Below are 26,807 nucleotides of genomic sequence, written 5' to 3'. Positions count from 1 at the left end.
GACCAGGGTGGTGGGCCCACCAGGACTCGAACCTGGAACCAAGGGATTATGAGTCCCCTGCTCTAACCATTGAGCTATAGGCCCGCCGGGGTGCACCTGCAGGACGCAGGGCGGTGGTGCATGGTACCGGCAGCCCGCACCCGCGCCAACGCGCGTCGCCACTCTTGCAGGCGCATTCTTGGGGGCCGTGCTCTCATCGAGGCGCGGCCAGTGGCGAAGAATCGCCCACGCGTGACTTCCAGGCGGGGGCGAAGAGGGTCGGGTGGAAACGACGACGCCCGCGCGAGGCGGGCGTCGTGATGGTGCGTGAGACCTGCGCTTACTCCAGGTCGAGGAACGAGCGCAGCTGCTCCGAGCGGCTCGGGTGGCGCAGCTTGCGCAGCGCCTTGGCTTCGATCTGGCGGATGCGCTCGCGGGTGACGTCGAACTGCTTGCCGACTTCCTCCAGGGTGTGGTCGGTGTTCATGTCGATGCCGAAGCGCATGCGCAGCACCTTCGCTTCCCGCGGGGTGAGGCCGGCGAGGACGTCGCGCACGGTTTCCATCAGGCCCGTCTCGGTGGCCGACTCGATCGGCGAGGAGGCGTTGGTGTCCTCGATGAAGTCGCCCAGATGCGAGTCCTCGTCGTCGCCGATCGGGGTCTCCATCGAGATGGGTTCCTTGGCGATCTTGAGCACCTTGCGGATCTTGTCCTCGGGCATCTCCATCTCCTTGGCCAGCTCCTCCGGCGTCGGCTCGCGGCCGAACTGCTGGAGCATCTGGCGGGAGATGCGGTTCAACTTGTTGATCGTCTCGATCATGTGCACCGGGATGCGGATGGTGCGTGCCTGGTCGGCGATCGAGCGGGTGATCGCCTGGCGGATCCACCAGGTGGCATAGGTTGAGAACTTGTAACCGCGGCGGTATTCGAACTTGTCGACCGCCTTCATCAGGCCGATGTTGCCCTCCTGGATCAGGTCCAGGAACTGCAGGCCGCGGTTGGTGTACTTCTTGGCGATGGAGATCACCAGGCGCAGGTTCGCCTCGACCATCTCTTTCTTGGCGCGGCGGGCCTTGGCCTCGCCGATCGACATCGCGCGGTTGATTTCCTTGATGTCGGTCAGCGGCAGGAACAGCTTCTTCTCGATCGCGGCGAGCTTCTCCTGTTCGGCGTCGATCGATTCGCGGTGGTTCTTGATGTTGGGCGACCACTTCTGGCGCTTGCGGCCGAGCTCGGCCGCCCATTCCACGTTGCCCTCGTTGCTCGGGAACGCCTTGAGGAATTCGGCCTTGGGCATCTTCACCTGCTTGATGAAGATCTCCATCAGCACGCGCTCGTGGTGGCGGATGTCGCCCACCACTTCGCGCAGCTTGCGCACGAAGCTGTCGATCAGCGCGGACGGCAGCTTGAGTTTCAGGAACTCCTCGGCCATCTGGTCGCGCAGCTTGACGATCTTCTTGTCGGTGATGCCGGCGGCCTTGGGCGCGGCCTTCTGGAACTTGCCGTAGTAGTCGCGCAGCAATTCCATGCGGCGCTTGACCTCTTCCGGGTCCGGACCGGTCGGGCCGGCCTCTTCCTCTTCGGCGGTCTCTTCCTCGTCTTCCTCGTCGCCCTCGTCCTCGGCAACCTCGCCGTTGGCGGCCGCTTCCTCGGCCTCCTCGCGGGCCTGGTCGGCCAGCAGCTCGAGGTCGGCGAAGCCGGCCAGGATCTCGGACAGGCGGCGCTTGCCGTCCAGGTGCTGGTCGTATTCCTCCAGCAGCAGCTCGATCGTCAGCGGGAAACTGGCCAGCGCGGTCTGCACCTGCCCCAGGCCTTCCTCGATGCGCTTGGCGATGGCGATCTCGCCCTCGCGGGTGAGGAGCTCCACCGTGCCCATCTCGCGCATGTACATGCGCACCGGGTCGGTGGTGCGGCCCACTTCGGCGTCGACGGCCGAGAGCAGGGCGACCGCTTCCTCGGCGGCGGCCTCGTCGTCGGTGCCGTTGCCGGGAGCGTTGTCGGCCAGCGGGTCCGCGTCCGGGGCGGCGTCGTGCACTTCGATGCCGACGCCCTTGAGCACCGCCATGATGTCTTCGATCTGCTCCGGGTCGACGATGTCGTCGGGCAGGTGGTCGTTGATCTCCGCGTAGGTCAGGTAGCCCTGTTCCAGGCCCTTGGAAATGAGCGCCTTGATTTCGGACTGTTGCTCGGGAGCTTTGTTGTTCATACCTACCGCCGCAGATGCAGGAACCGATCAGTATAGCGATGTGGCGCTTTTTTGACCAGTTTTAAAGGGAAAAATTTCGCGTGCCCTACACGCAAAAATCGCGCCAGATCGGCGTTTGCGTGGGACATCGCGTGTCGTATGCCATCGAGTCGTTGGGGATCCGGTCAGGGCACTTCCAGCCAGAAGGTGACCGGGCCGTCGTTGACGAGCCTGACCTCCATGTGGGCGCCGAAGCGCCCGATTTCCACCCCTCCCCCGTGCGTGGCGCGGGCCAGTTCCACCAACCGCTCGAACCAGCGCCGGCCGTGCTCGGGCGGGGCGGCACTCGTGAAACTGGGACGCATCCCCGACCGTGTGTCGGCGGCCAGCGTGAACTGGCTCACCAGCAGCAGGCCGCCGCCGGTGTCGGCCAACGAGCGGTTCATCCGCCCGGCCGCGTCGGCGAAGACGCGGTAACCCAGCAACCTCTCCAGCATGCGACGGACCTGGGCCTCGCCGTCGTCCGGCTGGACCGCCACCAGGGCGAGCAGGCCCGGGCCGATCGCGCCCACGGTCACGCCGTCGACGTCGACGCTGGCACTAACCACGCGCTGGATGAGGCTGATCATGGGGGCGGCAGGCGTCGGCAGGGCGTCCCTGCAAGAATAGGCAAAAACGGTGGAGCGTCTCCGGTCCTGCGCTTAACGGCAGGGCCGGCGTTCCCTTTACCTTGCGCCGGAAGGCGCGGCAAGCGGCAGTCCTCCATGCGCCCCGACATCTACGTGCTCTATCTCCTGCTGCGCCTGTTCGGGTTGCTCCCGCTGCGGCTGCTCCATGCCGCGGGCGCGGGCCTGGGGCGGCTGTCGTTGTGGGTGCGCGGACGCACCGCGCACGACACCACGGTCAACCTGTCGATCGCCCGGCCCGGGCTGGATCGGTCCGTCCATGCCGCGCTGCTGCGCCAGGTCATGGCCGAAGGCGGCAAGTCGATCACCGAAATCGTCAAGGTCTGGGGCGCGGGCCCGGAAAAGATGCTGGGGCTGGTGCGCGAGGTGCGCGGCGGCGAACTGCTGGACGCGGCAGTGGCCAGGGGCAAGGGCGTGGTCATCGCCGCGCCGCACCTGGGTTGCTGGGAACTGCTCAACTACTGGTTGTGCAGCCGCATGCCGATGGCGATCCTGTACCGTCCGCCGCGGCTGGCCGCGATCGAGCCCCTGCTGCGCCGCGTGCGTGGCGCGCTGGCGCCCGAGCAGGTGCGCGCCGAGGGCGCGGGCGTGCGCACGCTGTACAAGCGCCTGGCCGCGGGCGGCACGATCGGAATCCTGCCCGACCAGAAGCCGCGTGCCGGCGAGGGCGAGGCGGCGCCGTTCTACGGACGCGATGCGCTGACCATGGTGCTGCTACCGCGCCTGGCAGCGCGCACCGGCGCGACGGTGCTGTTTGCCTTTGCCGACCGGCTGCCGCGCGGGGAGGGGTTCCGCATCCATCTGTTGCCGGCGCCCGAGGGACTGGACGACGCCGACCCGCACCGCGCCTGCGCGGCGCTCAACCGCGGCGTGGAAAGCTGCGTGGAGCGCGCCTTCGTGCAGTACCAGTGGCATTACCGGCGCTGGTCGGGGCACGGGCTGCCCAATCCCTACAAGCGCGGCTGAGCGTTTCCTTTGCCCGTTCATGGGGGAACGCTCAGGCCGCGAGAGGCGGCAGCAGAATGGGCTTCAATCCAACCCGTTTATGGAAAAGTCGGTCGAAAGGCCGCCTTACGCGAGACGCCGCAGGAACACGGCCATTTCCTTCTCCGCCTGCTTGTCGCCGCGCTGGCTGGCCGCGGCGATGCCCTGACGCCAGGCTTCGGCGGCGCCGGCGCGGTCTTCCATCGCCAGGCAGGCCTTGCCGAGCAGCTTCCACGCAGCCGAATAGGCCGGATCGAAAACCAGCGCCCGGCGCAGCTCCTCGACCGCCTCGGCCGCCCGTCCCTCGCCCAGCAACGCGTTGCCCAGCGAGAAGCGCAACAGGGCGCCATCGCGCGGGCCGCCGCACTGCGCCCGCAGGCCGGCGATCAGCGCGAGGTTCACGGCAACTGCCGCGAGCGGCCGTCGGGATTGGGGAAGACCCGCGTGGGCTGGGCCGGTTCGGGCGGACGGTGGCCGGCGCGCAGGTCGGCCAGGGATGTGGCCGGCCAGATCACCACCCAGGAGGAGCGGAACGGCTGCGCGAGCAGCGGATAGCGCAGCGCGGCCGCGTCGAGCTTGTCCGGATGGGTCACGATCAGGCCGTTGGGGTGGGCGCGCGCGAAGGCGGCAATGGCCTCGTCCCCGTGCAGCTCCGTTATCGGATGGTCCAACCGCCCGGCGAAATGGAACTGGCCCTCGTACACGCCGGCGTAGCCGATCGATCGATTCTGCGCGTCCGCCGCGCCCAGCAGCCGGGTCGCCGGCGTGAGGTCGTAGCGCGGCCACAAGGTCAGGGTGAACAGCGTATTGATCGCCAGCGTGCCGAGCAGGCCGGCGAAGGCCAGGCGGCGCATCTCGCCGCGACCGCGCAACAGCAGCAGCGCACCGAGCAGCAGGAACACCACGGCGAAGAACCGGCTGTAGCCGGCGGTGGTGTCGAACCATTCACCGTGCAGCCGCCCGCTGGCGACCAGCCAGGGCAGCACGAACAGGAACACGCCGAAGACGATGCCGCCCACGGCGAGCGGCCAGGTGCCCAGCCAACGGTTGTAGGCCAGCTCGGGCCGCCGCTCGCGCAGCAATGCGATGGCGCCGGCCAGCAGCAGCACGGCACCGGCGAATTCCGGCAGCGGGTAGTACAGCTGCTTGCCGCTGATCAGCGAGAAGGTGATAAACACCGGCACCACCCAGCACAGCGCGAAGCGCACGCCGGCGTCCAGCGGGCGGCGCAACATCGCCAGCGCCACCCAGGCGCGCGGCCAGCCGCTGAACGGGAACATCAGCAGTGGCAGCGCCAGCACGTACCACCACATCGGGCGGGCGTGGTCGAACGCGTTCACCACGCGGCCGGCGGTCTGGGTGAAGAACAGCCGCTGCCGATACGCCTCGCCGCCGCTGAATCCGGCAGGCAGCGCCCACGCCAGCAGCATGGCAAAGCCGAGACCGAAGGCGAGCAGGCCGCGGCCGTACCAGCGCGCGCGATGCTGGTTCGCCCAGTCGTTCCACAGCGGGCCGAGCAGCCACGGGAACACCACGTGCAGAGCCATCACGGGTCCCTTGGTGAGCAGCCCCAACCCGAGGCAGATGCCGAACAGCCACCAGCGCGGTTCATCCCGCGTGCGCGTGCGCGTCAGGCACAACAGCGCGGCCAGCGACCACACGGCCAGCAGCACGTCGTACATGATCTGCAGGCCGAACAGGAACGCATACGCCAACGCCAGCAGCATCCACGGCGCGGCACGTGCTACCCAAGGGCGGTCCGGGAACAGCCGCCGCGCCAGCGCCGCGATCAGCACCAGCTGGCTGCCGCCGAAGATCACCTCCAGCACGCGCGGCCAGACGTCGCTGACCCCGAAGGCGAACCAGCCGGCATGGATCATCCAGAACAGGAGCGGCGCCTTTTCGCTGTAGGGCGCGCCGTTGTTGTAGGGCACCAGCCAATGGCCGTGGCTCCACATTTCCCAGGCCACCGCCAGCGTGCGGGTCGAATACAGCGGCATCGGCCCGTGCGAGAAGATCGCCAGCAGCGCGGCCAGCGCCCACAACGGCAGCCAGGGCCAGAGGGCGCGCAGGTGTTCGGTTCGGCTGTAGGCGTTGGGCGGCACGGGCGGGAAGTCGTCGGCGGGAAGGGACGGAAGTTTAGCCTGTTCGCCGTGGACGCCCGTGTGCGCTGGCGCGTCAGTCGGGCAGCAGCGCGCGCACGTCGCGTGAAGCCTGCCAGCGCCGCCACAGATTCAACGGCTTGCGCGCAAGCCGGCCGTAGCCGCCGGTGAGCAGGCGGTCGGTGGCGGCCAGCACCCGCTCGCTGGAGAGGCCATCGCGGTAAGGGTGGATGGCGGCGGCATGGTCGGCCAGCGCCTGCATCAGCGCCGCCGGACGGGACAGCGCGGTGTCGATCGCCGCATCCACCTGCGAGGGCTCGGCCACGTCGAGCATGAACGGCTTGGGTCGCCGATTGCGCAGCGTGACCACCGGCTTCAACTGCACCGCGAACTCGTCGATGACCGACGAGGTGTCGCAGACCAGCACGTCGGCGGCGCGCAGCATGTCCAGCAGCCGGTCCGATTCGTAGAAGCGCGCGAACGGGCCTTCCAGGCTTCGATAGTGGGCGATGAGTTCGGCGTCGCATTTCGGATGCAGGGTGAGCAGCCAATGGCGGTCACCGCGCGCGGTCAGCATGCGAAGGGTGTCGACCATCGCGCGCGCGGAGCTCAGCGACTCGGTAAAGGTGGCCGCGTACATCACCACCGGCTTGCCGTCTTCGGGACGCAGCGAGGGCGCGTCCGGCGCCGGCGCGAACAGCGGATCGAGCTTGGGCCAGCCGGTTTCGGCCACCGCGAAATAGCGCTGCTCGCGCGCCAGCGCCTCGAACGGCGCGGTGGTCGCAGGGCCTTGCGTGCAATAGAGGTCGAAGAACCCGCGCAGGCGGAAGTGGCCGCGATCGGGCTCGCGCTTTTCCGCGTTGAAACCGTGGAAGACCTGCACCTTGGCCCCAGGCAAGGAAGGCGCTACCCAGTTGGCGGCGCAGAACACCGCTTGCGGCGCCAGAGCCCGCACCGCGCGCGCCGAGCGCAGCCGCGCCTCGTCCGCGCGCAGGTAGCCGGCCACCGATTCGGGCACCACCCAACCCACGCGCTGGCCCGCGCGCTGCGCCGCCGCGGCCAGTGGGCGCAGGATCGGCAGCGCATAAAGCTCGGTGGCGAACAGCAGGCACGAATCCATGGTGGGCATCAGGCAGGCACAAGCTGGCATTATGCCGCCACCGTTCCCGCGCCGGTTTCCGGATGAGCCGCACCCCGATCTCCGCCTGCATCATCACCTTCAACGAGGCCGATCGCATCGACGATTGCCTGGCCTCGCTGGCGTTCTGCGACGAGGTGGTGGTGGTCGATTCGGGTTCCTCCGACGACACCCGCGCACGCGCCCAGGCGCATGGTGCACGTGTGATCGAGCGGCCGTTCGACGGCTTCCGCAGCCAGAAGGCCTTCGCGGTGGAACAGGCGCGGCACGACTGGGTGCTGTGCCTGGACGCCGACGAGCGCGTCGATGCCACTTTGCGGGCGAGCATCGAAGCGGCGCGCGATCGCGGATTCCCTGGCGCGGCCGGCTACCGGTTCGCGCGGTTGTCCGAATATTTCGGCGCCTTCCTGCGCCACGGCAACGCCTACCCGGACCGCGTGCTGCGGCTGTTCGACCGGCGTCGTGGCGGTTGGCGCGGCGAGCGGGAAATCCATGAGGCGGTCAGCCTCGATGGGCCACGGAAGACGCTGGCCGGAAACCTCCAGCATCACCCGTACCGCTCGCTCTCCGAGCAACTGGCCAAGCAGGAGCGCTACGCGCAGATGATGGCCGAGTACCAGCACGCGCGCGGCAAGCGGGCGAAGCTGCGGCACATCCTGCTCAACCCGTGGTGGCGATTCGTGCGCGGCTACGTGCTGCGCGGCGGCTTCCTGGACGGCTGGCGCGGCCTGCTCTACGCGCTGGTGCGCGTGGAATATGTCCGGCGCAAGGCGATCAAGCTGTGGTTGCTGGATCGGGGTTATCGCCCCTGACGCGGATCAGGTAGCCTACCCTGAGCGCGAGCCCGAGCACCAGGAAGAAGAAGAACGACTGCGACATCACGCGGTAGAACACGCTCTCGCCCAGTGCGCACAGCAGGTAGAGCACGACGATCGCCAGCCCGGCCGTGGCGGTCGCCGCGACCGTGTCGTCGGCATCGCGCGTCCAGCGCGCGAAGTAGCGCAGCGCCAGTACGAACACCGCCAGCACCGCCAGCAGCAGCGGCAGGCCGCCGGTCGCCAGGGCGCGCAGGTATTCGTTGTGCGGCTGGTTGTAGCGGGCGATCGTCGGGTCGCTGCGGCCGGCGGCGATCTCGGCCTGCACATAATCCGCATACCGGTCCACGCCGATGCCGGTCAGCGGGTGCTCGCCGAACGCGCGCAATGCGGTGCGCCACATTTCCAGCCGCTCGCCCACCGACCCGTCCGGGTCGCCCTGGTCGAAGCCGGCAACCTCCTGCTGGATCGTGGTAAAGCGTCCCAGCATGGCCCCGTGCAGCGTGGCGGTGGCGATCGCGCCACCGAGGCACACGGTTACGCCGAGCGCCAGGCTCCAGCGCCAGCGCCGGGTGCGCCGGGCCTGCACCAGCAGCACCAGCAGGAACGCCGGCACGAAGGCCAGCAACGGGCCACGGCTCTGCGTCAGCAACGCGCCATACATGCCGAACGCCATGCCGCCACCGTGCAGCCACCAGCGCCAGCTGCCGGGCCGGGCGCGCAGCAGTTGCACCAACGCCAACAGCGCCAGCCCGAGCAGCAACGTGGCGCATTCGATCGCGCTCGAACCACCGCCGTTGAGGCCGTAGGCGCGCCCCACGTGCAGCCAGTAATGCTGCACCAGGCAGACCGCGCCCAGGCCGATGGCGGTCAGGCTGAAAGTCAACCACACCAGGGTCATGCACAGCTGCCGCGCGAACACCGCGGCCACCACCACGTACAACAGCACGTGCGCGGCGTGGTCCAGCGGCCGCCAGCCCAGGCCGTGCCAAAGCACGTTGGCCACGTCCAGCGCGATCAGCAGCACCGAAGGGATCACCACCGCCGCCGCAGCGCGGTAGCCCTGGCGCACCGGCGCGCGCCACAGCACGCCCAGCCCGCAGAAGAACAGCAGCGCCGCCGGCAGCGCCTTGATGTCCGGTTCGACCGAGAAGGACAGCGGCATCAGCGCCACCAGCGCCGAAAGCGCCCAGGCCGGCCAGGCCTGCCAGACGGGTCGCACGTGTTCCTGGTGGATCACCGCCATGTCGGGACTGCGCGCGCTCATTCGGGCACCTTGGCGTCGGCGGCCTCGGCCGAGGGGTCGGGCACGCAACCGGGAATCACCGCATCAGCCTTGAACAACCACCACTCGCGGCGGTTGGCGTGGCCCAGGTCGATGGCGCGGTCGCGATGCACGCAAGCGCCCATCGCAGGCTCCTGCACGAACAACCAGCGATGCGCCGGATCGGTGGCCTGCCAGGCGACCGCGTCGTCGTATTGCCGCGTCCACGGCTGGGTGAAGCCGAAATCCTTTGCCGGACGGTCGAGCATGAGCAGGTTCTGTTCCTTCCAGGCGACCAGGCCGACCTCATCGGCCGGACCCAGCTGCGCGCGCACCTTGGCCATCAGCCCCGCGGCGGAACTCGAGTCGTTGAGTTGAGGCGCGATGCCTACGCTCCAGCCCAGCCACAATGCTGCCATGCCGCCGCAGACCGCCCATGCCGCGCCGCGCAGCCGCAGCGCTGCCACCAGCGCCAACTGCACCGCGCCGATCGCCGCAAGCCAGCCGAACAGCGCCTGTGCGCCACCGTCGAATCCGCGGCGCGCCGCCCATTGCGCGGCGGCCGGCGGATGCGCGATGAGCGCGTATGCGCCCACCACCAGCAGCAGCGTGCCGAACAACGCGGTGAACGCGAGACCCGCGGCCCGCAACCAGCGCGTCTGCAGCAACTCGCCGATGAACGGCGCGCTGGCCAGCGCGACCATCGGCAGCGTCGGCAGGATGTAGACGTCGCGCTTGCCGGCGGGAATCGAGAAGAACACCAGCACCAGCGCCACCCACGCCAGCGGCAGCATCAACCGCGCGTCCTTCGCTTTCAGCGCGCGCCACCAGCGGGGCAGCGTGCCCGGGTAGGTCAGCGACAGCGGCAACCAGCTGAACAGCACGATCGGCAGGTAGTAGAGCGGCGAGTGGATGTGACCCCACGAGTTGGCGTAGCGGTCGGCGGTCTGGTGGAACAGGATGTCGCGCACGTAGGCGGCGTAGGCGGGGTTTTCCGGATGCGCGCGCGCGGCCAGCAGCATCGGGACGAGCCACAGGGCAATCGCCGCCAGCACGGCAAGCAGACCCAGCCACCAGCGCATCGCCTGGCCGCGGCCCATTCGCGCCACGCCGTCCCACCCGCGCAGCGCGAAGGCGTAGGGGATGAACAAAAGAAGCGGCAGGAAGCCGACGCCTTTGGTGATCACGCCCAGCCCGGCACAGAAGCAGCCCAGCCAGTACGCACGCCAGTTCGGGCCCAGCAGCATGTGCCGGAGCAAACCCCAGTTGCCGGCGGTGATCAGGAACATCACCAGCGGGTCGATCTGCGCGCGCTTGACCTGATAGACGAACTGGAACGCCAGCAACAGGCCGGCCGCCGCGTACAACCCCGCCTGCCGGTTCCACAGCCGACGGCCCAGGTCGTAGATCAGGGCCAGCGAGCCGAGCGCGGCGAGCAGCGAGGGCAACAGGAACGCAATGCGCCAGTTGCGCGCGATTTCGAAACTCACCGCCTCGGTCCACATCAGCACCGGCGGCTTGTCGGCATACAGCTCGCTGCCGCGGTGCGGAAACATCCAGTCGCCGCCTTCGACCATCTGCTTGGCCGCCAGCGTGAAACGCGGCTCGTCGGACGGCCAAGGATCGCGCATGCCGATGCCGGCGCCGATCACCACCAGGGCGATCAGCATGAGCAGCCAGAAGCGGCGGCGGTCGAGTGGGCTGGCGTGGGGAGGGGCCATGGGCGATCCGTGCGGAACAGCAAACGTTGTAACCGGGCTGGGCTTACCGTGTGCTGAGCCGTTACTGCTTTACGAGGACGGCATAGTACATGCCGTCCAGGTCGCCATCGCCGGGCAGGATCTGCCAGCCGACCGCGGCGGCCTGGCCCGTCGGCAAGGCAAATGGCAGTGGGCGCGCGTCCGCGGCGGTGGCGAGCAGGGACTGCACCGCCGCTTCGTTTTCCGCGCGCAGCAGCGAGCAGGTCGCGTAAACCAGCTTCCCGCCCGGCTTGAGCAGAGGCCACAGCGCGCCGAGGATGCGTTGCTGCAGGGCGGCCAGCGTTGGGATGTCGCTCTCGCGCCGGTGCAGCCGTACGTCCGGCCGGCGGCGCAGCACGCCGGTAGCCGAGCAGGGCGCGTCGATGAGGATGCGGTCGTAGGGTTGGCCGTCCCACCAGGCCTCCGGCGCGGCGGCATCGCCGGCCAGGAGCGCGGCATGCAGGCCGAGCCGGTCCAGGTTCTGGCCGATCCGGCGCAGGCGGGCGGGATCCGAATCCAGCGCGGTCAACGCCAGGTCGCTACGCTCGAGCAGGTGGCAGGCCTTGCCGCCGGGCGCGGCGCAGGCATCGAGCACGCGTTGGCCGGGGCGGGCATCGAGCAGATCGGCGGCGACCTGGGCGGCGCCGTCCTGAACCGCGAACAGGCCTTCGGCGAAGCCGGGCAGGCGTGTGACGTCGCCGCTGTGGGGCAGCACGATCGCGTCGGCAAGCCACGGATGAAGTTCGGCCGTCTGGCCGTCCGCGTGGAGGCGTTCGAGCAGCGCCTCGCGCGTGGTGCGGCGACGGTTGGCGCGCAGCATGAGCGGTGGCTCGAGGTTGTCGGCGGCCAGCACGGCATCGATCTGGGCCGGCCAGTCGCGGGCGATCGCGGCGGCCAGCCACAGTGGGTGCGCGTGGCGGGTCGGCGGCGCGGCGTCGAGCACGGCCAGCAGGTCGGTGCGCTCGCGTTGCCAGCGGCGCAGCACGGCATTGACCAGCCCGGCGAGGCGCGGGCGCTTGAGCGCGCGGGTGGCCTCGACGGTGGCCGCGACCGCGGCGTAATCCTGCAACTGGAGGATCTCCAGTTGCACCAGTCCGAGCACCAGCAGCGCGTGAACCTGCGGCTCCTTGCGGCGCAGCGGCTGGGCCAGCAGGCGGTCGAGCGCGGGATCGAATCGCAGCCACCAGCGCGCGCCTTCGCTGAGCAGCGCCATCAGCAGGGCGCGGTCGCGTGGGTCGGGGAGTTTCGGAGCGTGGCGCTCCATCGCCTCACGCAGCGAGGCGCCGCGCAAGGCGATGTCCGCCAGCGCCGTGGCGGCAAGGGCGCGGGTGTCGGTCATCGCCATGATCCGCTGGCGTGCACTTTGCTCCCTCTCCCCGCCGGGGAGAGGGCTGGGGTCAGGGGCCAAGGCTTGCGGCGAAGGATGAGCAAGGCTCGGCTGAAAAAAGGCTGTCGTTCCAGTGGAGTTTCGCGCAAGTCCCGACCTCGCACCCCAACCGTCTCCCAGGCGGGGAGCGGCAGCGGCAGCGCGTTCACTTGGCAGCTCCGCGCAGTTCGGGGCGTGCGTTGAGATAGTCGGCGGCGGTGATGCGCTTGCCACCGGGGCGCTGCAGCGCGATCACGCGCAGCGCGCCTTCGCCGCAGGCCAGTTCGATGCCGTCGCGACTGGCGGCGAGCACGTCGCCCGGCGTGGCGTTGTGGACACGATCAACGGCCTGCGCGCCCCAGATCCGCACGCTCTCGCCGGCGATCGCGCCCTCGGCCACCGGCCATGGATCGAATGCGCGCACGGTGCGTTCCAGCTCGATCGCCGGCCGCGCGAAGTCCAGCTTCGCCTCGGCCTTCTCCAGCTTGTGCGCGTAGGTGACGCCTTCGTCCGGCTGCGGGGTGGGGGTCAGGGTTTCCCCGACCAGTGTGCGGCGCAGGCCCTCGGCGAGTACGTCGGCGCCGAGCATCGAAAGGCGGTCGTGCAATGTGCCGCCAGTCTCGTCCGGGCCGATCGGCGTGCACCTTTCCAGCAGCACCGGACCGGTGTCCAGCCCCGCTTCCATGCGCATCAGGTCCACGCCGCTCTCGGCATCGCCGGCCAGGATCGCGCGCTGGATCGGCGCCGCCCCGCGCCAGCGCGGCAGCAGGCTGGCGTGCACGTTCCAGCAGCCCAGTCCCGGGATTGCCAGCACCTTGCGCGGCAGGATCAGGCCGTAGGCAACCACCACCATCAGGTCGGGCGCATACGCCGCCAGCGTCGCCTGCGCCTGCGCCGACTTAAGCGATTCGGGTTGTTCGACCGGCAGCCCGGCAGCCAGCGCTGCCTGCTTCACCGGACTGGGGGCGAGCTTGCGGCCACGGCCGGCCGGCCGGTCGGGCTGGGTATAGACGGCCACCACCTGCGCGCCACTGGCGCGGCAGGCTTCCAGGCAGGGAACGGAAAACTCCGGCGTGCCGGCGAAGATGATCCTCAAGCGCTCGCCGCCTGCTTGCGCTGCTTCTCCATGCGCTTGAGCAGCATGTTGCGCTTGAGCGGTGACAGGTAATCGACGAACACCTTGCCGGCCAGGTGGTCCAGCTCGTGCTGGATGCATACCGCCAGCGGGCCCTCGGCTTCCACCGTGAATTCCTTGCCGTCGACGTCCTGCGCCTTGACCGTGACCTTCAGCGCCCGGGTGACGTCGGCATAGATGCCGGGGAAGGACAGGCAGCCCTCCTGGTACACCTGCGTGCCTTCCTTGCCCACGATTTCGGCGTTGATCAGCGCCAGCGGCTGGTTGCGCTGATCGCTCATGTCGGCGACCAGCACGCGCTGGTGCACGTTGACCTGCGTCGCGGCCAGGCCGACGCCATTGGCGGCGTACATGGTCTCGAACATGTCCGCGACGAACTGCTTGAGCTCGGCGTCGAAGACGGTCACAGGCGCCGCCCGGGTGCGCAGCCGGGGGTCGGGGAATTCAAGAATGGTCAGCACGGACATGATCGATACCTCGGAGCGCCTGAAAAGATGCGGGCAAATCGTCGCAACGAAAGCCCCGGCGCAAACTAGAATGAGCCTCATTGTACGGCGGCAAGCTCCCGTGCGGCAGGCGATTTTGCCAACTGCTCCCGGTTGCGGGCCTTCACCATTCGGTTACACTCGCCCGAGCCTCGGGGTAGGGGAATCTGAGCATATGATCAAGAAGTCCATCGGGCTGCTGGCCGGCATGCTGGTCACCGTGGCCGTGTACGCCGCCGGGGCCCAGTTGCGCGCCGACCACCCCGACACCTACACCGTGCGCCGCGGCGACACGCTGTGGGACATCTCGGCCAAGTTCCTGTCCAAGCCGTGGTTGTGGCCGGAGATCTGGCAGGCCAACCCGCAGGTACGCAATCCGCACCTGATCTACCCGGGCGACGTGCTCAACCTGTCCTTCATCAACGGGCCGCGGCTGAAACTCGAGCCGAGCACGCACCGGGAGACCGAGGCGGTGCCGGCGATCCCGCTGGACCAGCTGCGGCTGTTCCTCAAGGACATGCGGGTGATGGACTCCAACGAGGTCAGCTCGGCGCCTTACGTGGTCGGCTTCGAAGAGGCCCGTCTGCGTGGCGCGGTCGGCCAGAACCTGTACGTGCGCGGGCTCAAGAGCGAGCCTGGCCAGCGCTGGGTGATCGTGCGTCCCAGCCACGTTTTCCGCGGCTTCGAACAGGACGATCCCAGCGACGCCGGGAACGAAATCGTCGGCCACCCGCTGGACAGCAATGTCGCGATGGTCAGCTCGCCGTGGGAGGAGGACTTCCGCGACGACGGCCACTACGGCCGGGGTGAGGATCTGGGCGTTGAAGTCAGCGTGATCGGCACCGCCGAAACGCTGCGCGCAGGCGATCCATCCACGCTGTTGTTGCTCGACGCCACCCAGGAAATCCGCAGTGGCGACCGCGTGCTGCCGCTGGATGGTCCGGCTTACGATCCGTACTACTACCCGCATGCGCCGCGCTCGGTGCCGGCCAACGCACGCGTGATCGCCTTCGCCGATGCGATGGACGCGGCCGGTCCGCGCCAGGTGGTGGCGTTGTCGATCGGTGCGAAGGACGGCGTGGACAACGGCCAGACGTTCGCGATCTTCCAGCCCGGCGAGACTGTCCACGACGACGTGGCCAGCAGCAGCTGGAGCCGCGGCGCCGGCGAACACGTCACCCTGCCGGACGAGTTCGTCGGCCACGTGATGGTGTTCCGTACCTTCGATCGCGTGAGCTACGGCCTGGTGATGGATGGCCTGCGCCCGGTGCATCGCGGCGACCGCCTCGTGATGCCCGAATAGCCAGCGCTTCGGGGTTATCCGACACGACGGCGCGGCCTTGGCCGCGCCGTTTTTCGTTGGCGCAAAACCTACACTGGGCGGATGAGTGACACGGATGCACTTCGCGCCTGGCTGGTCCTGCTGCGCACCCCCGGGCTGGGCCTGGCCACGCTGCGCGAGCGGTTGGCGGCGGATCGCGACATCGTGGCCGTGCTGGGCCACTTGCGCGGTTCGCCCACCCGCCTGGGCGAGGCCGCCAGCGCGTGGCTCAAGCGGCCGGACGAGGCGCGCCTGGCCGCGGACCTGGCCTGGCTCGACGCCCCCGGCCATCGGCTGCTGAGCTGCACGGACGCCGACTTTCCCTCGCTGCTCGAACATATTCCGCAACCACCGGCGGCGTTGTTCGTCGATGGCGACGCGAGCCTGCTCCTGCATCCGCAGGTAGCCATCGTCGGCGCACGCGGCGCCACGCCCGGCGGGCTGGCGCATGCGCGCCGTTTCGCCACGGCACTGGCGCAGGCCGGTTTCGTGGTCACCAGCGGCATGGCCGATGGCGTCGATGGCGCCGCGCATGCGGCCGCGCTGGCGGCCGATGCGTCCACCATCGCGGTGATCGGCACTGGCCCCGACCTCGTCTACCCGCGCAAGCACCAGGCGCTGGCTCGGGCGATCGCGAGCCGTGGCGCCCTGGTGAGCGAGTTCCCGCCCGGCACGGCGCCGCGGGCGGATCATTTCCCGCGCCGCAACCGCCTCATTGCGGGGCTGTCGCTGGGCACGCTGGTGATCGAGGCAGGGCTGAAGTCCGGGTCGCTGATCACCGCGCGGCTGGCAGGAGAACAGGGCCGCGAGGTGTTTGCCCTGCCCGGGTCCGTGCACAACCCGCTGGCGCGGGGCTGTCACCGGTTGATCCGCGAGGGCGTGCGGCTGGTCGAGGACCCGGACGAACTGATCGAGGTGCTGGCACCGGCCGCGCGCGCACTGGGGGTGGAGCTGGCGACACGACTGGCCGGGAGCCCGCCTGGGCCGTCACCCTCGACGCCGCCGGGAGATCCGGAACACCAACGCCTTCGCCAGGCCCTGGGCCACGATCCGGCCACGCTGGACGAGCTGGCGACCCGGACCGGCCTGCCGTTGGCCGCGCTGTCCTCCACGCTGCTGATGCTGGAGCTGGACGGGCAGGTGGAAAGCCTTCCCGGCAACCGGTACCAGTGCGTCTGCTGACCCGCGGGCACCGATCGCGCGGGCGGGCTCTACCGCCGGAAATCGCGCCACATCGCGGTTTCACGCGATCCGGCTTGACAGTTCCGGCGAGCGCATGGCTCAACTAATAAAGAGTGTGCCCGCCGACCGGCGGCACGGAACGTTCCCGGAACCCCCCGCCCCATGGCCAAAAACCTCCTCATCGTCGAGTCGCCCGCCAAGGCCAAGACGATCAACAAGTACCTCGGCACGGACTTCCAGGTTCTCGCCTCCTACGGCCACGTGCGCGACCTGAAGCCCAAGGAGGGCGCGGTCGATCCGGACAACGGCTTCGCGATGAAGTACGAAGTCATCGAACGCAACGAGAAACACGTCGACGCGATCGCCAAGGCGGCCAAGACGGCCGACGACATCTACCTCGCGACCGACTTGGATCGCGAAGGCGAGGCGATCTCCTGGCACATCAGCGAGATCCTCAAGGAGCGCGGCCTGACCGAAGGCAAGCGCATGCACCGGGTGGTGTTCTCCGAGATCACGCCCAAGGCGATCAAGGCGGCGGTGGCCGCGCCGCGCGACCTTTCGTACGACATGGTCGACGCCCAGCAGGCGCGGCGCGCGCTGGACTACCTGGTCGGTTTCAACCTCTCGCCGGTGCTGTGGCGCAAGGTGCAGCGCGGCCTTTCCGCCGGCCGCGTGCAGAGTCCGGCGCTGCGCATGATCGTCGAGCGCGAGGAGGAGATCGAAGCCTTCATCGCCCGCGAATACTGGAGTGTCGAGGCGAAACTCAAGCACGCCGACGGCGACTTCGGCGCGCGCCTGACCCGACTCAACGGAAAGAAGTTCGAGCAGTTCGACCTCACCAACGAGGCCGATGCAATGGCCGCGCGCGGCGCGCTCAAGGATGCCGCGAGCGGTCGTCTGACCGTCAGCGAGGTGACCTCCAAGGAGCGCAAGCGCCGCCCGGCGCCCCCGTTCACTACCTCCACACTGCAGCAGGAAGCCGCGCGCAAGCTCGGCTTCTCCACCAGTCGCACGATGAAGGTCGCCCAGGGCCTGTACGAGGGCGTCGGCCTCGGCAGCGAGGGCAACGTCGGCCTGATCACCTACATGCGTACCGACTCCACGGCGCTCTCCAACGAGGCGACCGACGAGCTGCGCGCGCTGATCGCCCGCGACTTCGGCAACGGTGCCTTGCCCGACGGCGTACAGGTCTACCGCACCAAGTCCAAGAACGCCCAGGAGGCGCACGAGGCGATCCGCCCGACCTCCGCGATGCGCACGCCGCGCCAGGTCGCCGCGTTCCTCAACGACGAGCAGCGCAAGCTTTACGAGCTGATCTGGAAGCGCACCGTCGCCTGCCAGATGATCCATGCGACGCTCAATACCGTATCGGTGGATTTCGATCTGCCCCACGCCGCCGGCGGTCCTGCCGCGTTCCGCGCCACCGGCACCACCGTGGTCGACCCGGGCTTCCTGGCGGTGTACGAGGAAGGTCGCGACCAGAAGAGCGCCGAGGACGATGACGAAGCCCGCCGCCTGCCGCGTCTGGCGAAGGGCGAGCAGGTCGCGCTTTCGGACATCCTGGCCGACCAGCACTTTACCGAGCCGCCGCCGCGCTATTCCGAAGCGAGCCTGGTCAAGGCGCTGGAGGAATACGGCATCGGTCGCCCGTCGACCTACGCGAGCATCATCCAGGTGCTGCAGAACCGCGAATACGTGTTCCTGGAGAACCGCCGCTTCAAGCCGACCGACGTCGGTCGCGCGGTGGGCAAGTTCCTCACCCAGCACTTCAACCAGTACGTCGACTACGACTTCACCGCCAAGCTAGAGGACGAGCTGGACGCGGTCAGCCGCGGCGAGGAAGCGTGGGTGCCGCTGATGGAACGTTTCTGGCAGCCGTTCAAGACCCAGGTCGAGGAAAAGACCGAGTCGGTCGATCGCAGCGAAGCCACCGGCGCACGCGAGCTGGGCATCGATCCGAAGAGCGGCAAACCGGTTTCCGTGCGCCTGGGCCGTTACGGGCCGTATGCGCAGATCGGCGACAAGGACACCGACGAAAAGCTGCAGTTCGCGAGCCTGCGTCCCGGCCAGAGCATGCACACCATCACCCTCGAAGAGGCGATGGAGCTGTTCAAGCTGCCGCGCCAGCTCGGCCAATCGGCGAGCGGCGAAGAAGTGAGCGTCGGCATCGGCCGCTTCGGCCCGTTCGTCAAGCAGGGCAGCACCTACGCGTCGCTGAAGGCGGAAGACGATCCGTACACGATCGAGTTGCCGCGCGCGCTGCAGATCGTGCGCGAGAAGCTGGAGATGCTCGCCAACCGCGTGATCACCGACTTCGGCAATGGCGTCCAAGTGCTCAACGGCCGCTACGGCGCGTACATCACCGACGGCGAAAAGAACGCGCGCATCCCCAAGGACACCGAGCCGAAGGACCTGACCGAGGCGCAGTGCCTGGAGCTGCTGGCCGCCGCGCCTGTCAAGAAGGGCCGGTTCGCGCGCAAGAGCGCCACCAAGCAGGCGGCTGCGAAGAAGGCACCCGCTGCGAAGAAGGCCGCGCCGAAAAAGGCGGCCGCCAAGAAGGCTCCGGCGAAGAAGACCGCTGCCAAGAAGGCACCCGCCAGGAAGACGGCAAAGAAGGCCACCACTAAAAAGGCGGCCGCGAAAAAAACCACCGACGCCTGACCATGACGGCGTGCTTCACTCTTGCCGAATGCGACGCCGCCGCCGCGCTGATGCGGCGCGGCGGCGTCCTGGCCTACCCGACCGAGGCGGTCTATGGCCTGGGCTGCGATCCGCGCGACCAGGATGCCTTCGAACGGTTGTTCGCGCTCAAGCAGCGACCGCCCACCCAGGGCGTGTTGCTGATCGCCGCCGACTTCAGCCAGGTCGAGCGCTACATCGACCTGGCCCGGGTGCCGGCCGAGGTACGGGCGCAGGTGGAGGCGAGCTGGCCCGGACCGAACACGTGGATCTTCCCCCGCACCGCGGAAGTGCCGGCCTGGGTCGCGGGCGCGCATGCCGGCATCGCGCTGCGCGTCACCGCCCATGCACCGGCCGCCGCGTTGTGCCGCGCCTGGGGCGGCGCGCTGGTATCGACCAGCGCCAATCCACATGGCTCGCCGCCCGCGCGTAGCGCGCAGCAGGTGCTCGATTACTTCGGCGATGCGCTCGACGGCGTGCTCGATGCCCCGCTCGGCGGCCAGGAACGTCCCACGGTGATCCGCGATGCCCTTACCGGCGCTATCATCCGGGCCTGAGCGTCCAGGGGGCGCCTCGGGGTCGATGGAAACCCCGCGGCGGGACAGCAACACACGCGCGCTTCACGCCGGCTTGCAACGGCCGGTCGCCATGCTGTGTGTGTCTGGCGCATGGCGAACTGGGAGATAAGCGGCTTGGCCATCGTTTACGACACGTTCCAGCGCGAGGCGCCGCATCGCCTGGCACTGCTGCACGCGGACACGCCTGCGCGCGTGCTTGCATGGCGCGACGGCGCGCCGGTCAGCGCCGCGCAGTTTCTGGCCCACGTGCGCCAGGTCGCCGCCACGCTGCCGGGCGCCGGCGCGGCGGTGAACCTGTGCGAGGACCGCTACGCCTTCCTGGTCGCCTTCTGCGCCATCGTGCTGCGCGGCCAGACCAACCTGCTGCCTTCCTCGCGCGCCCCGCAGGCGGTCGACGAGGTGATGGCTGCGCATCCAGGTTGCTACGCGCTGGGCGAGCAGGCGCTCGACCCGGCGCCGGTCGGCTACCACCGGCTACCGGTGTTGTCGGCCCCGCCGCTGGAGGAAGAGGTCGAAAGCTGGCCGCAGATCCCGGCGGACCAGGTGGTGGCGATCGGCTACACCTCCGGCTCCACCGGCGTGCCCAGCGCCAACCTCAAGACCTGGCGAAGCTTCCACGCCAGCAACGCGGGTAACCTGTCGATGTTGCGCGCGGCGGTCGGCGACGGCTTCGGGGTGATCGCCACGGTGCCGCCGCAGCACATGTACGGCATGGAGATGAGCGTGGTGCTGCCGCTGCTGGGCGGCATCGGCGTGCACGCGGGACGGCCGTTCTTTCCCGCCGACGTCGCCGCCGCGCTCGCCGAAGTGCCCGAACCGCGCGTGCTTGTGACTACCCCGGTGCACCTGCGTGCACTGGTGGACTCGGGCATAGCGCTGCCACCGCTGTCGGCGATGGTATCGGCCACCGCGCCGATGCCGACCGAGCTGGCGCAGGCGGCCGAGGAGCGCTTCGGCGCACCGCTGCTGGAAGTGTTCGGTTCCACGGAAACCTGCGTGTTCGCCAGCCGCCGGACGACCTGCGAGGCGGACTGGGCGCTGTATCCGGACGTCCATCTTCATCCGCAGCCGGACGGCACCCAGGTGGACGCGCCGCAGCTGGACGCGCCGCGGCTGCTGGCCGACATCGTCAGCCTGTCGGCGGACGGTCGTGCCTTCCGCCTGCGCGGGCGCCAGGCCGACATGCTGGAAATCGCCGGCAAGCGCGCCTCGCTGGGCGACCTCACCCGACGCCTGCTGGCGATCCCGGGCGTCGAGGACGGCGTGGTGTTCCAGCTCGACGGCGGCGATGCGCTTGGCGTGCACCGCATCGCCGCATTGGCGGTGGCGCCGGGACTGGATGAACACACGATCCTCGACATCCTGCGTCGCGCGATCGACCCGGTGTTCCTGCCGCGGCCGCTGTTGAAGGTCGCCGCCCTGCCGCGCAACGAGACCGGCAAGCTGCCGCGTGCGGCACTGCTGGAGCTGCTCGCCCGCCACCACACGCATCCGTAGGGTAGGGCTTCAGCCCACCATCCTGCATCAGGGCGATAGGCCGAAGCCCGCCGCCGCGTTCCAAAGCACTGCGCCGGCACCGCTACAATGCGCGCCTGCGCCGCGGGGCGCGCGACTCAGCTTCGGGAGAGCGCATGAAGGTTCTGGTGATCGGCAGTGGCGGGCGCGAGCACGCACTGGCGTGGAAGCTCAAGCAGTCGCCGCGGGTAAGCGAGGTGATCGTCGCTCCCGGCAATGCCGGCACCGCGCGCGAGCGTGGCGTGCGCAACGCCGACGTGGCAATGAACGACCTCGACGGCCTGCTCAAGCTGGCCAAGGCCGAGAAAGTCGAGCTCACGGTGGTCGGTCCCGAGGTACCGCTGGTCGCCGGCGTGGTCGACCGCTTCCGTGCCGCCGGCCTGCGCATCTTCGGACCGCGCGCAGTCGCTGCCCAGCTGGAAGGCTCCAAGGCCTTCGCCAAGGATTTCCTGCTCCGCCACAACATCCCGACCGCACGCTACGCGGTGTTCAACGAACTCGGCGCCGCGCTCGCCTACGTGCGCCAGCAGGGTGCGCCGATCGTGATCAAGGCCGACGGTCTGGCCGCCGGCAAGGGCGTTGTCGTGGCGCTGACGCTCGCCGACGCCGAACAGGCGCTGCACGACATGCTCGGCGGTCACGTCTTCGGCAATGCTTCCGCGCGCGTCGTGATCGAGGAATTCCTCGACGGCGAGGAAGCGAGCTACATCGTGATGAGCGACGGCAGCCACGCGCTGCCGATGGCCTCCAGCCAGGACCACAAGCGCCGCGACGAGGGCGACCTCGGTCCGAACACCGGCGGCATGGGCGCCTACTCGCCCGCGCCGGTGGTCGACGCTGCGGTCGAGCAGCGCATCCTCAAGGAAGTGATCGAGCCGACCCTGCGCGGCATGGCCGCCGAAGGCGCCCCGTTCATCGGCTTCCTTTACGCGGGCCTGATGATCGACAAATCCGGCGCGCCCAAGGTGATCGAATTCAACGTGCGCTTCGGCGATCCGGAAACCCAGCCGATCATGCTGCGGCTGAAGTCGGACCTGATCGAGCTGATCGAGGCCGCGCTGGACGGCGAGCTTCACCACACCCGCGCGCAGTGGGACAGCCGCCCCTCGATCGGCGTGGTGGTGGCCGCCGAGGGCTATCCGGGCCGCGTGCGCAGTGGCGACCCGATCGGCGGACTGGATGGCGCCTTCGATCCCACGGTGAAGGTGTTCCATGCCGGTACGAAACTCGACGAGCAGGGCCGCGCCGCCACCGCCGGGGGGCGCGTGCTGACCGTCTGCGCGTTGGGCAGTAATCTTGCCGCCGCGCGTGAGCATGCCTACGAGGCGGTTTCCAAGATCCATTTCAACGGCGCGTTCTGCCGGCGCGACATCGCGCACCGGGCGCTTCGGTGCGGGAACTGAAAGGCGGTGGCCGTGCGTCGCGGCCGCGCGCTGGCCATCGCCGGCTCGGTCCTGGGACTAATCCATGCGCTGGTAGCGGTCGGCGGCATGCTCCTGCTGTCGCCGCGCGTGCCCTATGCCGATCCCTGGCGCTTCTATGCGCACTTGCTGGCGACGCCCTGGCCGGGCAACGTGCTGACGGTCGACAACGGCCATCCGGAAGTCCTGCCGAACGTGCTGCGCTTGTTCGAACTTCAGGTGCTCGGCGGCGGCCAGTGGTTGCAGATCCTTGTCGGCATGCTGTTGTTGGCCGGATGTTGCCTGCTATGGATGCGTGCCGCTCCCGGCCCCGCCGAGCGGCCCGAAGCGGCGGTGCGCGAGGGCTGGCTGCTCTGTGGCGCGCTCATGCTGTTGTGGTTCGGCAACGGCCGCACGCTGGCGCACGCCAACGAATCGGTGCATGCATACCTGGTCGTGGCCTGCCTCTTCGGCGGCGTGCTGCTTATCGCCCGTGCCGGTGCGACACGGTTGGCGCTGGCGTTGGCGCTCGGGCTGGTCGCCACGCTTTCCTTCGGCACCGGCGCGGCAGTCTTCGGCGCCCTGCTAATCGCGTTGTGCCTGCGTGGCGCCCGCTGGCAGGAACTGCTGGCCTGGCTGGGGGCGACGTCGCTCGCGCTGGCCTGCTATTTCGCGCTGCCGCGCACCGGTGGCGACATGCCTGCGTTGGCGATCGAGCCGGGTTGGCAGGCGAGCGTCCTGCTGCGCTGGCTGGCCGCGCCCTACCTCTATGCAATGGGCCCGTTTGCCGACGCTTCCCTGCAGGACAAGTTGCCCGCGCTTGCGCGGATGGTATCGGCGCCGTTCGCGCAGCTGTCCTTGCAGTGGTTTGGCGACGCCCGGCAGGCTGTCTGGCCGGAACTGGGCCTCGGGCTGGCGGGCATGCTCGCGCTGGGCGTGATGAGCCTGCGCGCCTGGCGCCGGCCGTGCGCCTGGCCGCGGCAGGAGCTGCTCGCGCTGGCGACGAGCTGGTTCGCGGTCGGCTGCGGACTGCTGGTGGCGATCGCCCGCGCCAGCTACTTCCGGCAATACCCCACGCAGATCTACTCGAGCCGTTACCTTGCGTGGTCGTCGCTATTCTGGGGCGGCCTGCTGGCCGTGATCGTCCTGCGCCTGGCAGCGCGCGGGAACCGTCGCGCGGCGTGGGCGCTGCCGTTCCTGGCGGGCCTATTCCTGTTGCCCAGTACCTGCTGGATGGTATTGCCGGCGAGGCACGCCCAGGCGATCGCCAATCGCGATGCATTGGGCGTCATCAACGGCGTGCTCGATCGCGACGCCGACCACGGCGAGAACGTGCTGGACGAAATGGTCGCCGCGCGGCTCGTGCTCGCGCAGCGGCATACGGCGGTGTTCGCCTCGCGGCCGGCCCGCCTGCTCGGCACGCGGGCGCCTGCGCGAGCCATGGCCCTGCCGGTGCGCGACCTGCAACTGGCGAGGGTCGACAACGCGTTTCCCTGGCCTGGAGTCGACGTCCGCTTCGACTATGCGGCCGCGGCAAGCCCGACTCTGTTGCTGGTGGACCGCAGCGACGAGGTGGTTGGTCTCGCCATGCCGGCCGGTAGCACGGGAGCCTGGCTCGGCTCGGCCCGTGGCACGGCCGGATCCCTGTCCGGATTGCGGGTAATGGCGCCTTGGTAAGACTCGCCGCACGGCATTGCCGTGCGGCGGGTCCCGATCAGGCGGCTGCGCGGCCCGGCGCGCCGGGTTCGGCGCTGCGCGCCGTGCCCGGACGCACCACCATGTAGAGCATCAGCAGCATGCCCAGTAGCACGCCGATCGAGCCGATGCCCAGCAATGGTCCCAGCGTCGCCTCGGTCGCCTTGCCGCCGTAAAGCAGGAAAAGGCCGACCAGCAGCACGGCCGCCGCGGCCTGGTGCAGCACGAACTGGGTCATGGCGAGGGCGCGTCGAGGGATGTCCAGCCACAGCCGGTGGATGATGCCGTAGACCAGCGAAACCACGAAGCCGACCATCAACACATGGGCGTGCGTCACCAGTTGCCCGTGGTTGTGCGATGCGGCCATGTAGATGCCCAAGGCCATGCCGATCGCGGCATAGCACAACGCCCACACCAGATATCTCCGGCTCATGTCCATCATGTTTTCCCCTCTCGAAACGCAGGCGCCAGGTAGGCGGGCGCCGTGAGCGCCGCGGAAGGTTTCGCTGTGATGCAATGGCAACGAGTCCGCCCCCCGGCGGCACCTTCCGTCGCCGACGGTATGCCCATTGGCGCGCCCCCGCAACGATGTGTCCATGACAGCGGGCGGAGAGCGGCTTTCACGCTAGGCTAGCGCCAGCCCCCAGCCCAGGACCCGCATGAGCCAGTTCGCCCTGCTCGGCCAGCGCCGATTCGCCCCGTTCTTCTGGACCCAGGCGCTGGGCGCGTTCAACGACAACGCCTTCCGCAATGCGCTGGTGATGCTGGTGGCGACCCAGATGGCTCTGGACGACCGGAGCGTGTCGCTTTACGCCAACCTGGCGCCGGCTTTGTTCATCCTGCCGTTTTTCCTGTTCTCGGCGACCGCGGGCCAGCTGGCGGAAAAGTACGAGAAAACGCGCATCATCCGCGCGGTGAAGCTGTTCGAGATCGCCGCCATGGTGCTGGCGGCGATCGGCTTCCACACGCACGACACCACGCTGTTGCTGGTGGTGCTGTTCCTGATGGGACTGCACTCGACCACCTTCGGGCCGATCAAGTACGCGATCCTGCCCCAAGCGCTCGAGGCCGGGGAACTGGTCGGCGGCAACGGACTGGTCGAGATGGGCACGCAGCTGGCGATGCTGGTCGGCATGATCGCCGGCAACTCGCTGATGCTGGTGGCCGGCATCGGGCCCTGGCTGGCATCGGCCGCGACCATCGCGGTCGCGGTGGCGGGCTACCTGGCCAGTCGGCGCATTCCGCTGGCACCGGCCACGGCCCCGGGGCTCAAGTTCAACTGGAATCCATTCAGCGAAACCGCACGCGTGCTCGGCATCGTGCGACGCGACCGCGCGGTGTTCAACGCGGTGCTGGGCATCTCCTGGTTCTGGTTCTTCGGCACGGTGCTGATCGCGCAAGTTCCCAATTACACGCGCGAGACGCTGGGCGGCGATGGCTCGGTCATCACGCTGGTGCTGACCCTGTTCTCGATCGGCACCGGCGTGGGAGCGCTGTTGTGCGAGCGCATGTCCGGCAAGCGCGTCGAGATCGGCCTCGTGCCGCTAGGTGCATTCGGACTGACCGTGTTCGGCGTGGACCTGTACTTCGCGCGGCACGGCGTGGCGCTGGCGCAAGGGCTCGACTGGCTGGCTTTCCTGCGCGGCGCGGGCAGCTGGCGGGTGGCGCTGGACCTCACCCTGATCGGTGTGTTTGCCGGCTTCTACGTGGTGCCGCTGTTCGCTTTCGTACAGGCGCGAGCGCCGCGCGAGCAGCTCTCGCGCGTGATCGCGGGCAACAACATCGTCAACGCACTGCTGATCGTGCTGGCGGCGGGTTTCGGGCTGGGCCTGGGTGCGCTGGGCTTCGATGCGGTGGAGACGTTCCTTGCCGCGGCGCTGCTCAACGTGCTTGTGGCGGCTTACATCTTCACGCTGGTGCCCGAGTTCCCGATGCGCTTCGTTACCTGGGTGCTGGTGAACACGCTCTACCGCGTCCGCGTGGAAGGCGCACGCCACGTACCGGAGGAAGGCCCGGCGCTGCTGGTGTGCAACCACGTCAGCTTCATGGACCCGCTGCTGCTGATGGCCAATCTGCGCCGCCCCACGCGCTTCGTCATGTACTACCGGATCTTCAACATCCCGCTGCTGCGGTTCGTGTTCCGCACTGCCAAGGCGATTCCGATCGCCGGCCAGAAGGAGGACCCGGCGGTGCTGGCGGCGGCCTACGAGGCGATCGACCAGGCGCTCGCCGCCGGCGAGGTGGTGTGCATCTTCCCCGAAGGCGGGCTCACCGGTGATGGCGAGATCGGACCGTTCCGGCCGGGCGTGTTGCGCATCCTGGAACGGCGGCAGGTGCCGGTGGTGCCGATGGCGCTGCGCGGATTGTGGGGAAGCGTGTGGAGCCGGCGCGACACGCGGCTGGGACGCGCACGCCTGCCACGGCGATTCCGCGCGCGGATCGAACTGGTGATCGATGCGCCGGTGGCGCCGGAACGACTGCGGCTGGATGCACTGGAAGCGCGCGTGCGCGAACTGCGCGGCACGCTGGCGTAGGTGCACTTGTAAGGCGGCTTCAGTC

General features: G+C 69.1%; 21 protein-coding genes and 1 tRNA gene. 10 read left to right on the top strand and 12 right to left on the bottom strand.

Going from position 1 to position 26,807, the window contains the following annotated elements:
• Positions 1–8: 8 nt before the first annotated feature.
• The 3 genes from ACFWZ4_RS07450 to dtd all read right to left on the bottom strand — a co-directional run bounded on the left by ACFWZ4_RS07450 (position 9) and on the right by dtd (position 2,793).
• Positions 9–84 (bottom strand) — tRNA-Ile (locus ACFWZ4_RS07450).
• Between the two features lie 235 nt (positions 85–319).
• Positions 320–2,185, bottom strand: coding sequence for an RNA polymerase sigma factor RpoD (rpoD, locus tag ACFWZ4_RS07445; protein ID WP_439704088.1), 1,866 nt, complete (start codon positions 2,183–2,185; stop codon positions 320–322).
• Positions 2,186–2,349: 164 nt separating this feature from the next.
• Positions 2,350–2,793 (bottom strand): D-aminoacyl-tRNA deacylase, encoded by a 444-nt coding sequence (gene dtd, locus ACFWZ4_RS07440; protein WP_439704087.1) that lies wholly within the window; start codon positions 2,791–2,793, stop codon positions 2,350–2,352.
• A gap of 135 nt (positions 2,794–2,928) precedes the next feature.
• On the opposite strand from dtd, the gene ACFWZ4_RS07435 reads away from it, so the two are divergent.
• Positions 2,929–3,816, top strand: coding sequence for an LpxL/LpxP family acyltransferase (locus ACFWZ4_RS07435; protein ID WP_439704086.1), 888 nt, complete (start codon positions 2,929–2,931; stop codon positions 3,814–3,816).
• A 105-nt stretch (positions 3,817–3,921) separates the two neighbouring features.
• Here the strand turns inward: ACFWZ4_RS07435 and ACFWZ4_RS07430 are convergent, their stop codons facing one another.
• The 3 genes from ACFWZ4_RS07430 to ACFWZ4_RS07420 form a co-directional block, all read right to left on the bottom strand.
• On the bottom strand, positions 3,922–4,236 hold the full coding sequence (locus tag ACFWZ4_RS07430) for a tetratricopeptide repeat protein (RefSeq protein WP_439704085.1): 315 nt from the start codon (positions 4,234–4,236) through the stop codon (positions 3,922–3,924).
• The gene (locus ACFWZ4_RS07425; protein ID WP_439704084.1) at positions 4,233–5,939 is read right to left on the bottom strand and encodes an ArnT family glycosyltransferase; all 1,707 of its coding nucleotides are present in this window, start codon (positions 5,937–5,939) and stop codon (positions 4,233–4,235) included. The genes ACFWZ4_RS07430 and ACFWZ4_RS07425 overlap by 4 nt, the downstream gene beginning before the upstream one ends.
• 73 nt (positions 5,940–6,012) lie before the next feature.
• On the bottom strand, positions 6,013–7,056 hold the full coding sequence (locus ACFWZ4_RS07420; protein ID WP_439704083.1) for a CDP-glycerol glycerophosphotransferase family protein: 1,044 nt from the start codon (positions 7,054–7,056) through the stop codon (positions 6,013–6,015).
• Between the two features lie 62 nt (positions 7,057–7,118).
• Between ACFWZ4_RS07420 and ACFWZ4_RS07415 the strand changes: the two genes are divergently transcribed.
• Positions 7,119–7,886, top strand: coding sequence for a glycosyltransferase family 2 protein (locus ACFWZ4_RS07415; protein ID WP_439704082.1), 768 nt, complete (start codon positions 7,119–7,121; stop codon positions 7,884–7,886).
• On the opposite strand, the gene ACFWZ4_RS07410 is transcribed toward ACFWZ4_RS07415, so the two are convergent.
• From ACFWZ4_RS07410 to def, 5 genes are all read right to left on the bottom strand, one after another.
• Entirely contained in the window at positions 7,849–9,156 is a 1,308-nt protein-coding gene (locus tag ACFWZ4_RS07410) for an O-antigen ligase family protein (RefSeq protein WP_439704081.1), read from the bottom strand. The two genes, ACFWZ4_RS07415 and ACFWZ4_RS07410, sit on opposite strands and share 38 nt — an antisense overlap.
• Positions 9,153–10,874: an ArnT family glycosyltransferase gene (locus ACFWZ4_RS07405; protein ID WP_439704080.1), complete on the bottom strand. Its 1,722-nt coding sequence runs from the start codon at positions 10,872–10,874 to the stop codon at positions 9,153–9,155. The genes ACFWZ4_RS07410 and ACFWZ4_RS07405 overlap by 4 nt, the downstream gene beginning before the upstream one ends.
• A 61-nt stretch (positions 10,875–10,935) precedes the next feature.
• Positions 10,936–12,231, bottom strand: coding sequence for a 16S rRNA (cytosine(967)-C(5))-methyltransferase RsmB (rsmB, locus tag ACFWZ4_RS07400; RefSeq protein ID WP_439704079.1), 1,296 nt, complete (start codon positions 12,229–12,231; stop codon positions 10,936–10,938).
• A gap of 193 nt (positions 12,232–12,424) precedes the next feature.
• A complete protein-coding gene (gene fmt, locus ACFWZ4_RS07395; RefSeq protein WP_439704078.1) occupies positions 12,425–13,354 on the bottom strand; it encodes a methionyl-tRNA formyltransferase in 930 nt (309 codons plus the stop codon).
• Complete coding sequence (def, locus tag ACFWZ4_RS07390; RefSeq protein ID WP_439704077.1) at positions 13,351–13,860, bottom strand: peptide deformylase; 510 nt, start codon at positions 13,858–13,860, stop codon at positions 13,351–13,353. The genes fmt and def overlap by 4 nt, the downstream gene beginning before the upstream one ends.
• A gap of 193 nt (positions 13,861–14,053) precedes the next feature.
• On the opposite strand from def, the gene ACFWZ4_RS07385 reads away from it, so the two are divergent.
• The 7 genes from ACFWZ4_RS07385 to ACFWZ4_RS07355 all read left to right on the top strand — a co-directional run bounded on the left by ACFWZ4_RS07385 (position 14,054) and on the right by ACFWZ4_RS07355 (position 24,230).
• Entirely contained in the window at positions 14,054–15,181 is a 1,128-nt protein-coding gene (locus ACFWZ4_RS07385) for a LysM peptidoglycan-binding domain-containing protein (protein ID WP_439704076.1), read from the top strand.
• Between the two features lie 81 nt (positions 15,182–15,262).
• On the top strand, positions 15,263–16,381 hold the full coding sequence (dprA, locus tag ACFWZ4_RS07380; RefSeq protein WP_439704075.1) for a DNA-processing protein DprA: 1,119 nt from the start codon (positions 15,263–15,265) through the stop codon (positions 16,379–16,381).
• 162 nt (positions 16,382–16,543) lie between these two features.
• A complete protein-coding gene (locus ACFWZ4_RS07375) occupies positions 16,544–19,042 on the top strand; it encodes a DNA topoisomerase I (protein WP_439704074.1) in 2,499 nt (832 codons plus the stop codon).
• A gap of 2 nt (positions 19,043–19,044) precedes the next feature.
• Positions 19,045–19,617, top strand: a complete 573-nt coding sequence (locus ACFWZ4_RS07370; RefSeq protein WP_439704073.1) for an L-threonylcarbamoyladenylate synthase — start codon at positions 19,045–19,047, stop codon at positions 19,615–19,617.
• 135 nt (positions 19,618–19,752) lie between these two features.
• Positions 19,753–21,135, top strand: a complete 1,383-nt coding sequence (locus tag ACFWZ4_RS07365; protein ID WP_439704072.1) for an AMP-binding protein — start codon at positions 19,753–19,755, stop codon at positions 21,133–21,135.
• Positions 21,136–21,269: 134 nt separating this feature from the next.
• Positions 21,270–22,556, top strand: coding sequence for a phosphoribosylamine--glycine ligase (gene purD, locus ACFWZ4_RS07360; protein WP_439704071.1), 1,287 nt, complete (start codon positions 21,270–21,272; stop codon positions 22,554–22,556).
• 12 nt (positions 22,557–22,568) lie between these two features.
• A complete protein-coding gene (locus ACFWZ4_RS07355; RefSeq protein WP_439704070.1) occupies positions 22,569–24,230 on the top strand; it encodes a hypothetical protein in 1,662 nt (553 codons plus the stop codon).
• Positions 24,231–24,267: 37 nt separating this feature from the next.
• Here ACFWZ4_RS07355 and ACFWZ4_RS07350 read toward each other — a convergent pair whose 3' ends face one another.
• Positions 24,268–24,681 (bottom strand): TonB-dependent receptor, encoded by a 414-nt coding sequence (locus ACFWZ4_RS07350; protein WP_439704069.1) that lies wholly within the window; start codon positions 24,679–24,681, stop codon positions 24,268–24,270.
• 226 nt (positions 24,682–24,907) lie between these two features.
• On the opposite strand from ACFWZ4_RS07350, the gene ACFWZ4_RS07345 reads away from it, so the two are divergent.
• A complete protein-coding gene (locus ACFWZ4_RS07345; protein WP_439704068.1) occupies positions 24,908–26,782 on the top strand; it encodes an MFS transporter in 1,875 nt (624 codons plus the stop codon).
• Positions 26,783–26,807: the final 25 nt, after the last annotated feature.

This window comes from Frateuria sp. GZRe12 (assembly GCF_051900535.1).
Classification (GTDB): Bacteria; Pseudomonadota; Gammaproteobacteria; order Xanthomonadales; family Rhodanobacteraceae; genus Frateuria_A.
This window is presented reverse-complemented; position numbering and strand designations above follow the sequence as displayed.

Coding starts and splice junctions, on each gene's coding strand:
- dtd (WP_439704087.1), bottom strand. CDS start 2,793: ATGATCAGCCTCATCCAGCGCGTGGTTAGTGCCAGCGTCGACGTCGAC.
- def (WP_439704077.1), bottom strand. CDS start 13,860: ATGTCCGTGCTGACCATTCTTGAATTCCCCGACCCCCGGCTGCGCACC.
- ACFWZ4_RS07345 (WP_439704068.1), top strand. CDS start 24,908: ATGAGCCAGTTCGCCCTGCTCGGCCAGCGCCGATTCGCCCCGTTCTTC.
- ACFWZ4_RS07385 (WP_439704076.1), top strand. CDS start 14,054: ATGATCAAGAAGTCCATCGGGCTGCTGGCCGGCATGCTGGTCACCGTG.
- ACFWZ4_RS07350 (WP_439704069.1), bottom strand. CDS start 24,681: ATGAGCCGGAGATATCTGGTGTGGGCGTTGTGCTATGCCGCGATCGGC.
- rpoD (WP_439704088.1), bottom strand. CDS start 2,185: ATGAACAACAAAGCTCCCGAGCAACAGTCCGAAATCAAGGCGCTCATT.
- ACFWZ4_RS07370 (WP_439704073.1), top strand. CDS start 19,045: ATGACGGCGTGCTTCACTCTTGCCGAATGCGACGCCGCCGCCGCGCTG.
- ACFWZ4_RS07415 (WP_439704082.1), top strand. CDS start 7,119: ATGAGCCGCACCCCGATCTCCGCCTGCATCATCACCTTCAACGAGGCC.
- rsmB (WP_439704079.1), bottom strand. CDS start 12,231: ATGACCGACACCCGCGCCCTTGCCGCCACGGCGCTGGCGGACATCGCC.
- ACFWZ4_RS07420 (WP_439704083.1), bottom strand. CDS start 7,056: ATGGATTCGTGCCTGCTGTTCGCCACCGAGCTTTATGCGCTGCCGATC.
- ACFWZ4_RS07435 (WP_439704086.1), top strand. CDS start 2,929: ATGCGCCCCGACATCTACGTGCTCTATCTCCTGCTGCGCCTGTTCGGG.
- ACFWZ4_RS07405 (WP_439704080.1), bottom strand. CDS start 10,874: ATGGCCCCTCCCCACGCCAGCCCACTCGACCGCCGCCGCTTCTGGCTG.
- ACFWZ4_RS07410 (WP_439704081.1), bottom strand. CDS start 9,156: ATGAGCGCGCGCAGTCCCGACATGGCGGTGATCCACCAGGAACACGTG.
- dprA (WP_439704075.1), top strand. CDS start 15,263: ATGAGTGACACGGATGCACTTCGCGCCTGGCTGGTCCTGCTGCGCACC.
- purD (WP_439704071.1), top strand. CDS start 21,270: ATGAAGGTTCTGGTGATCGGCAGTGGCGGGCGCGAGCACGCACTGGCG.
- ACFWZ4_RS07375 (WP_439704074.1), top strand. CDS start 16,544: ATGGCCAAAAACCTCCTCATCGTCGAGTCGCCCGCCAAGGCCAAGACG.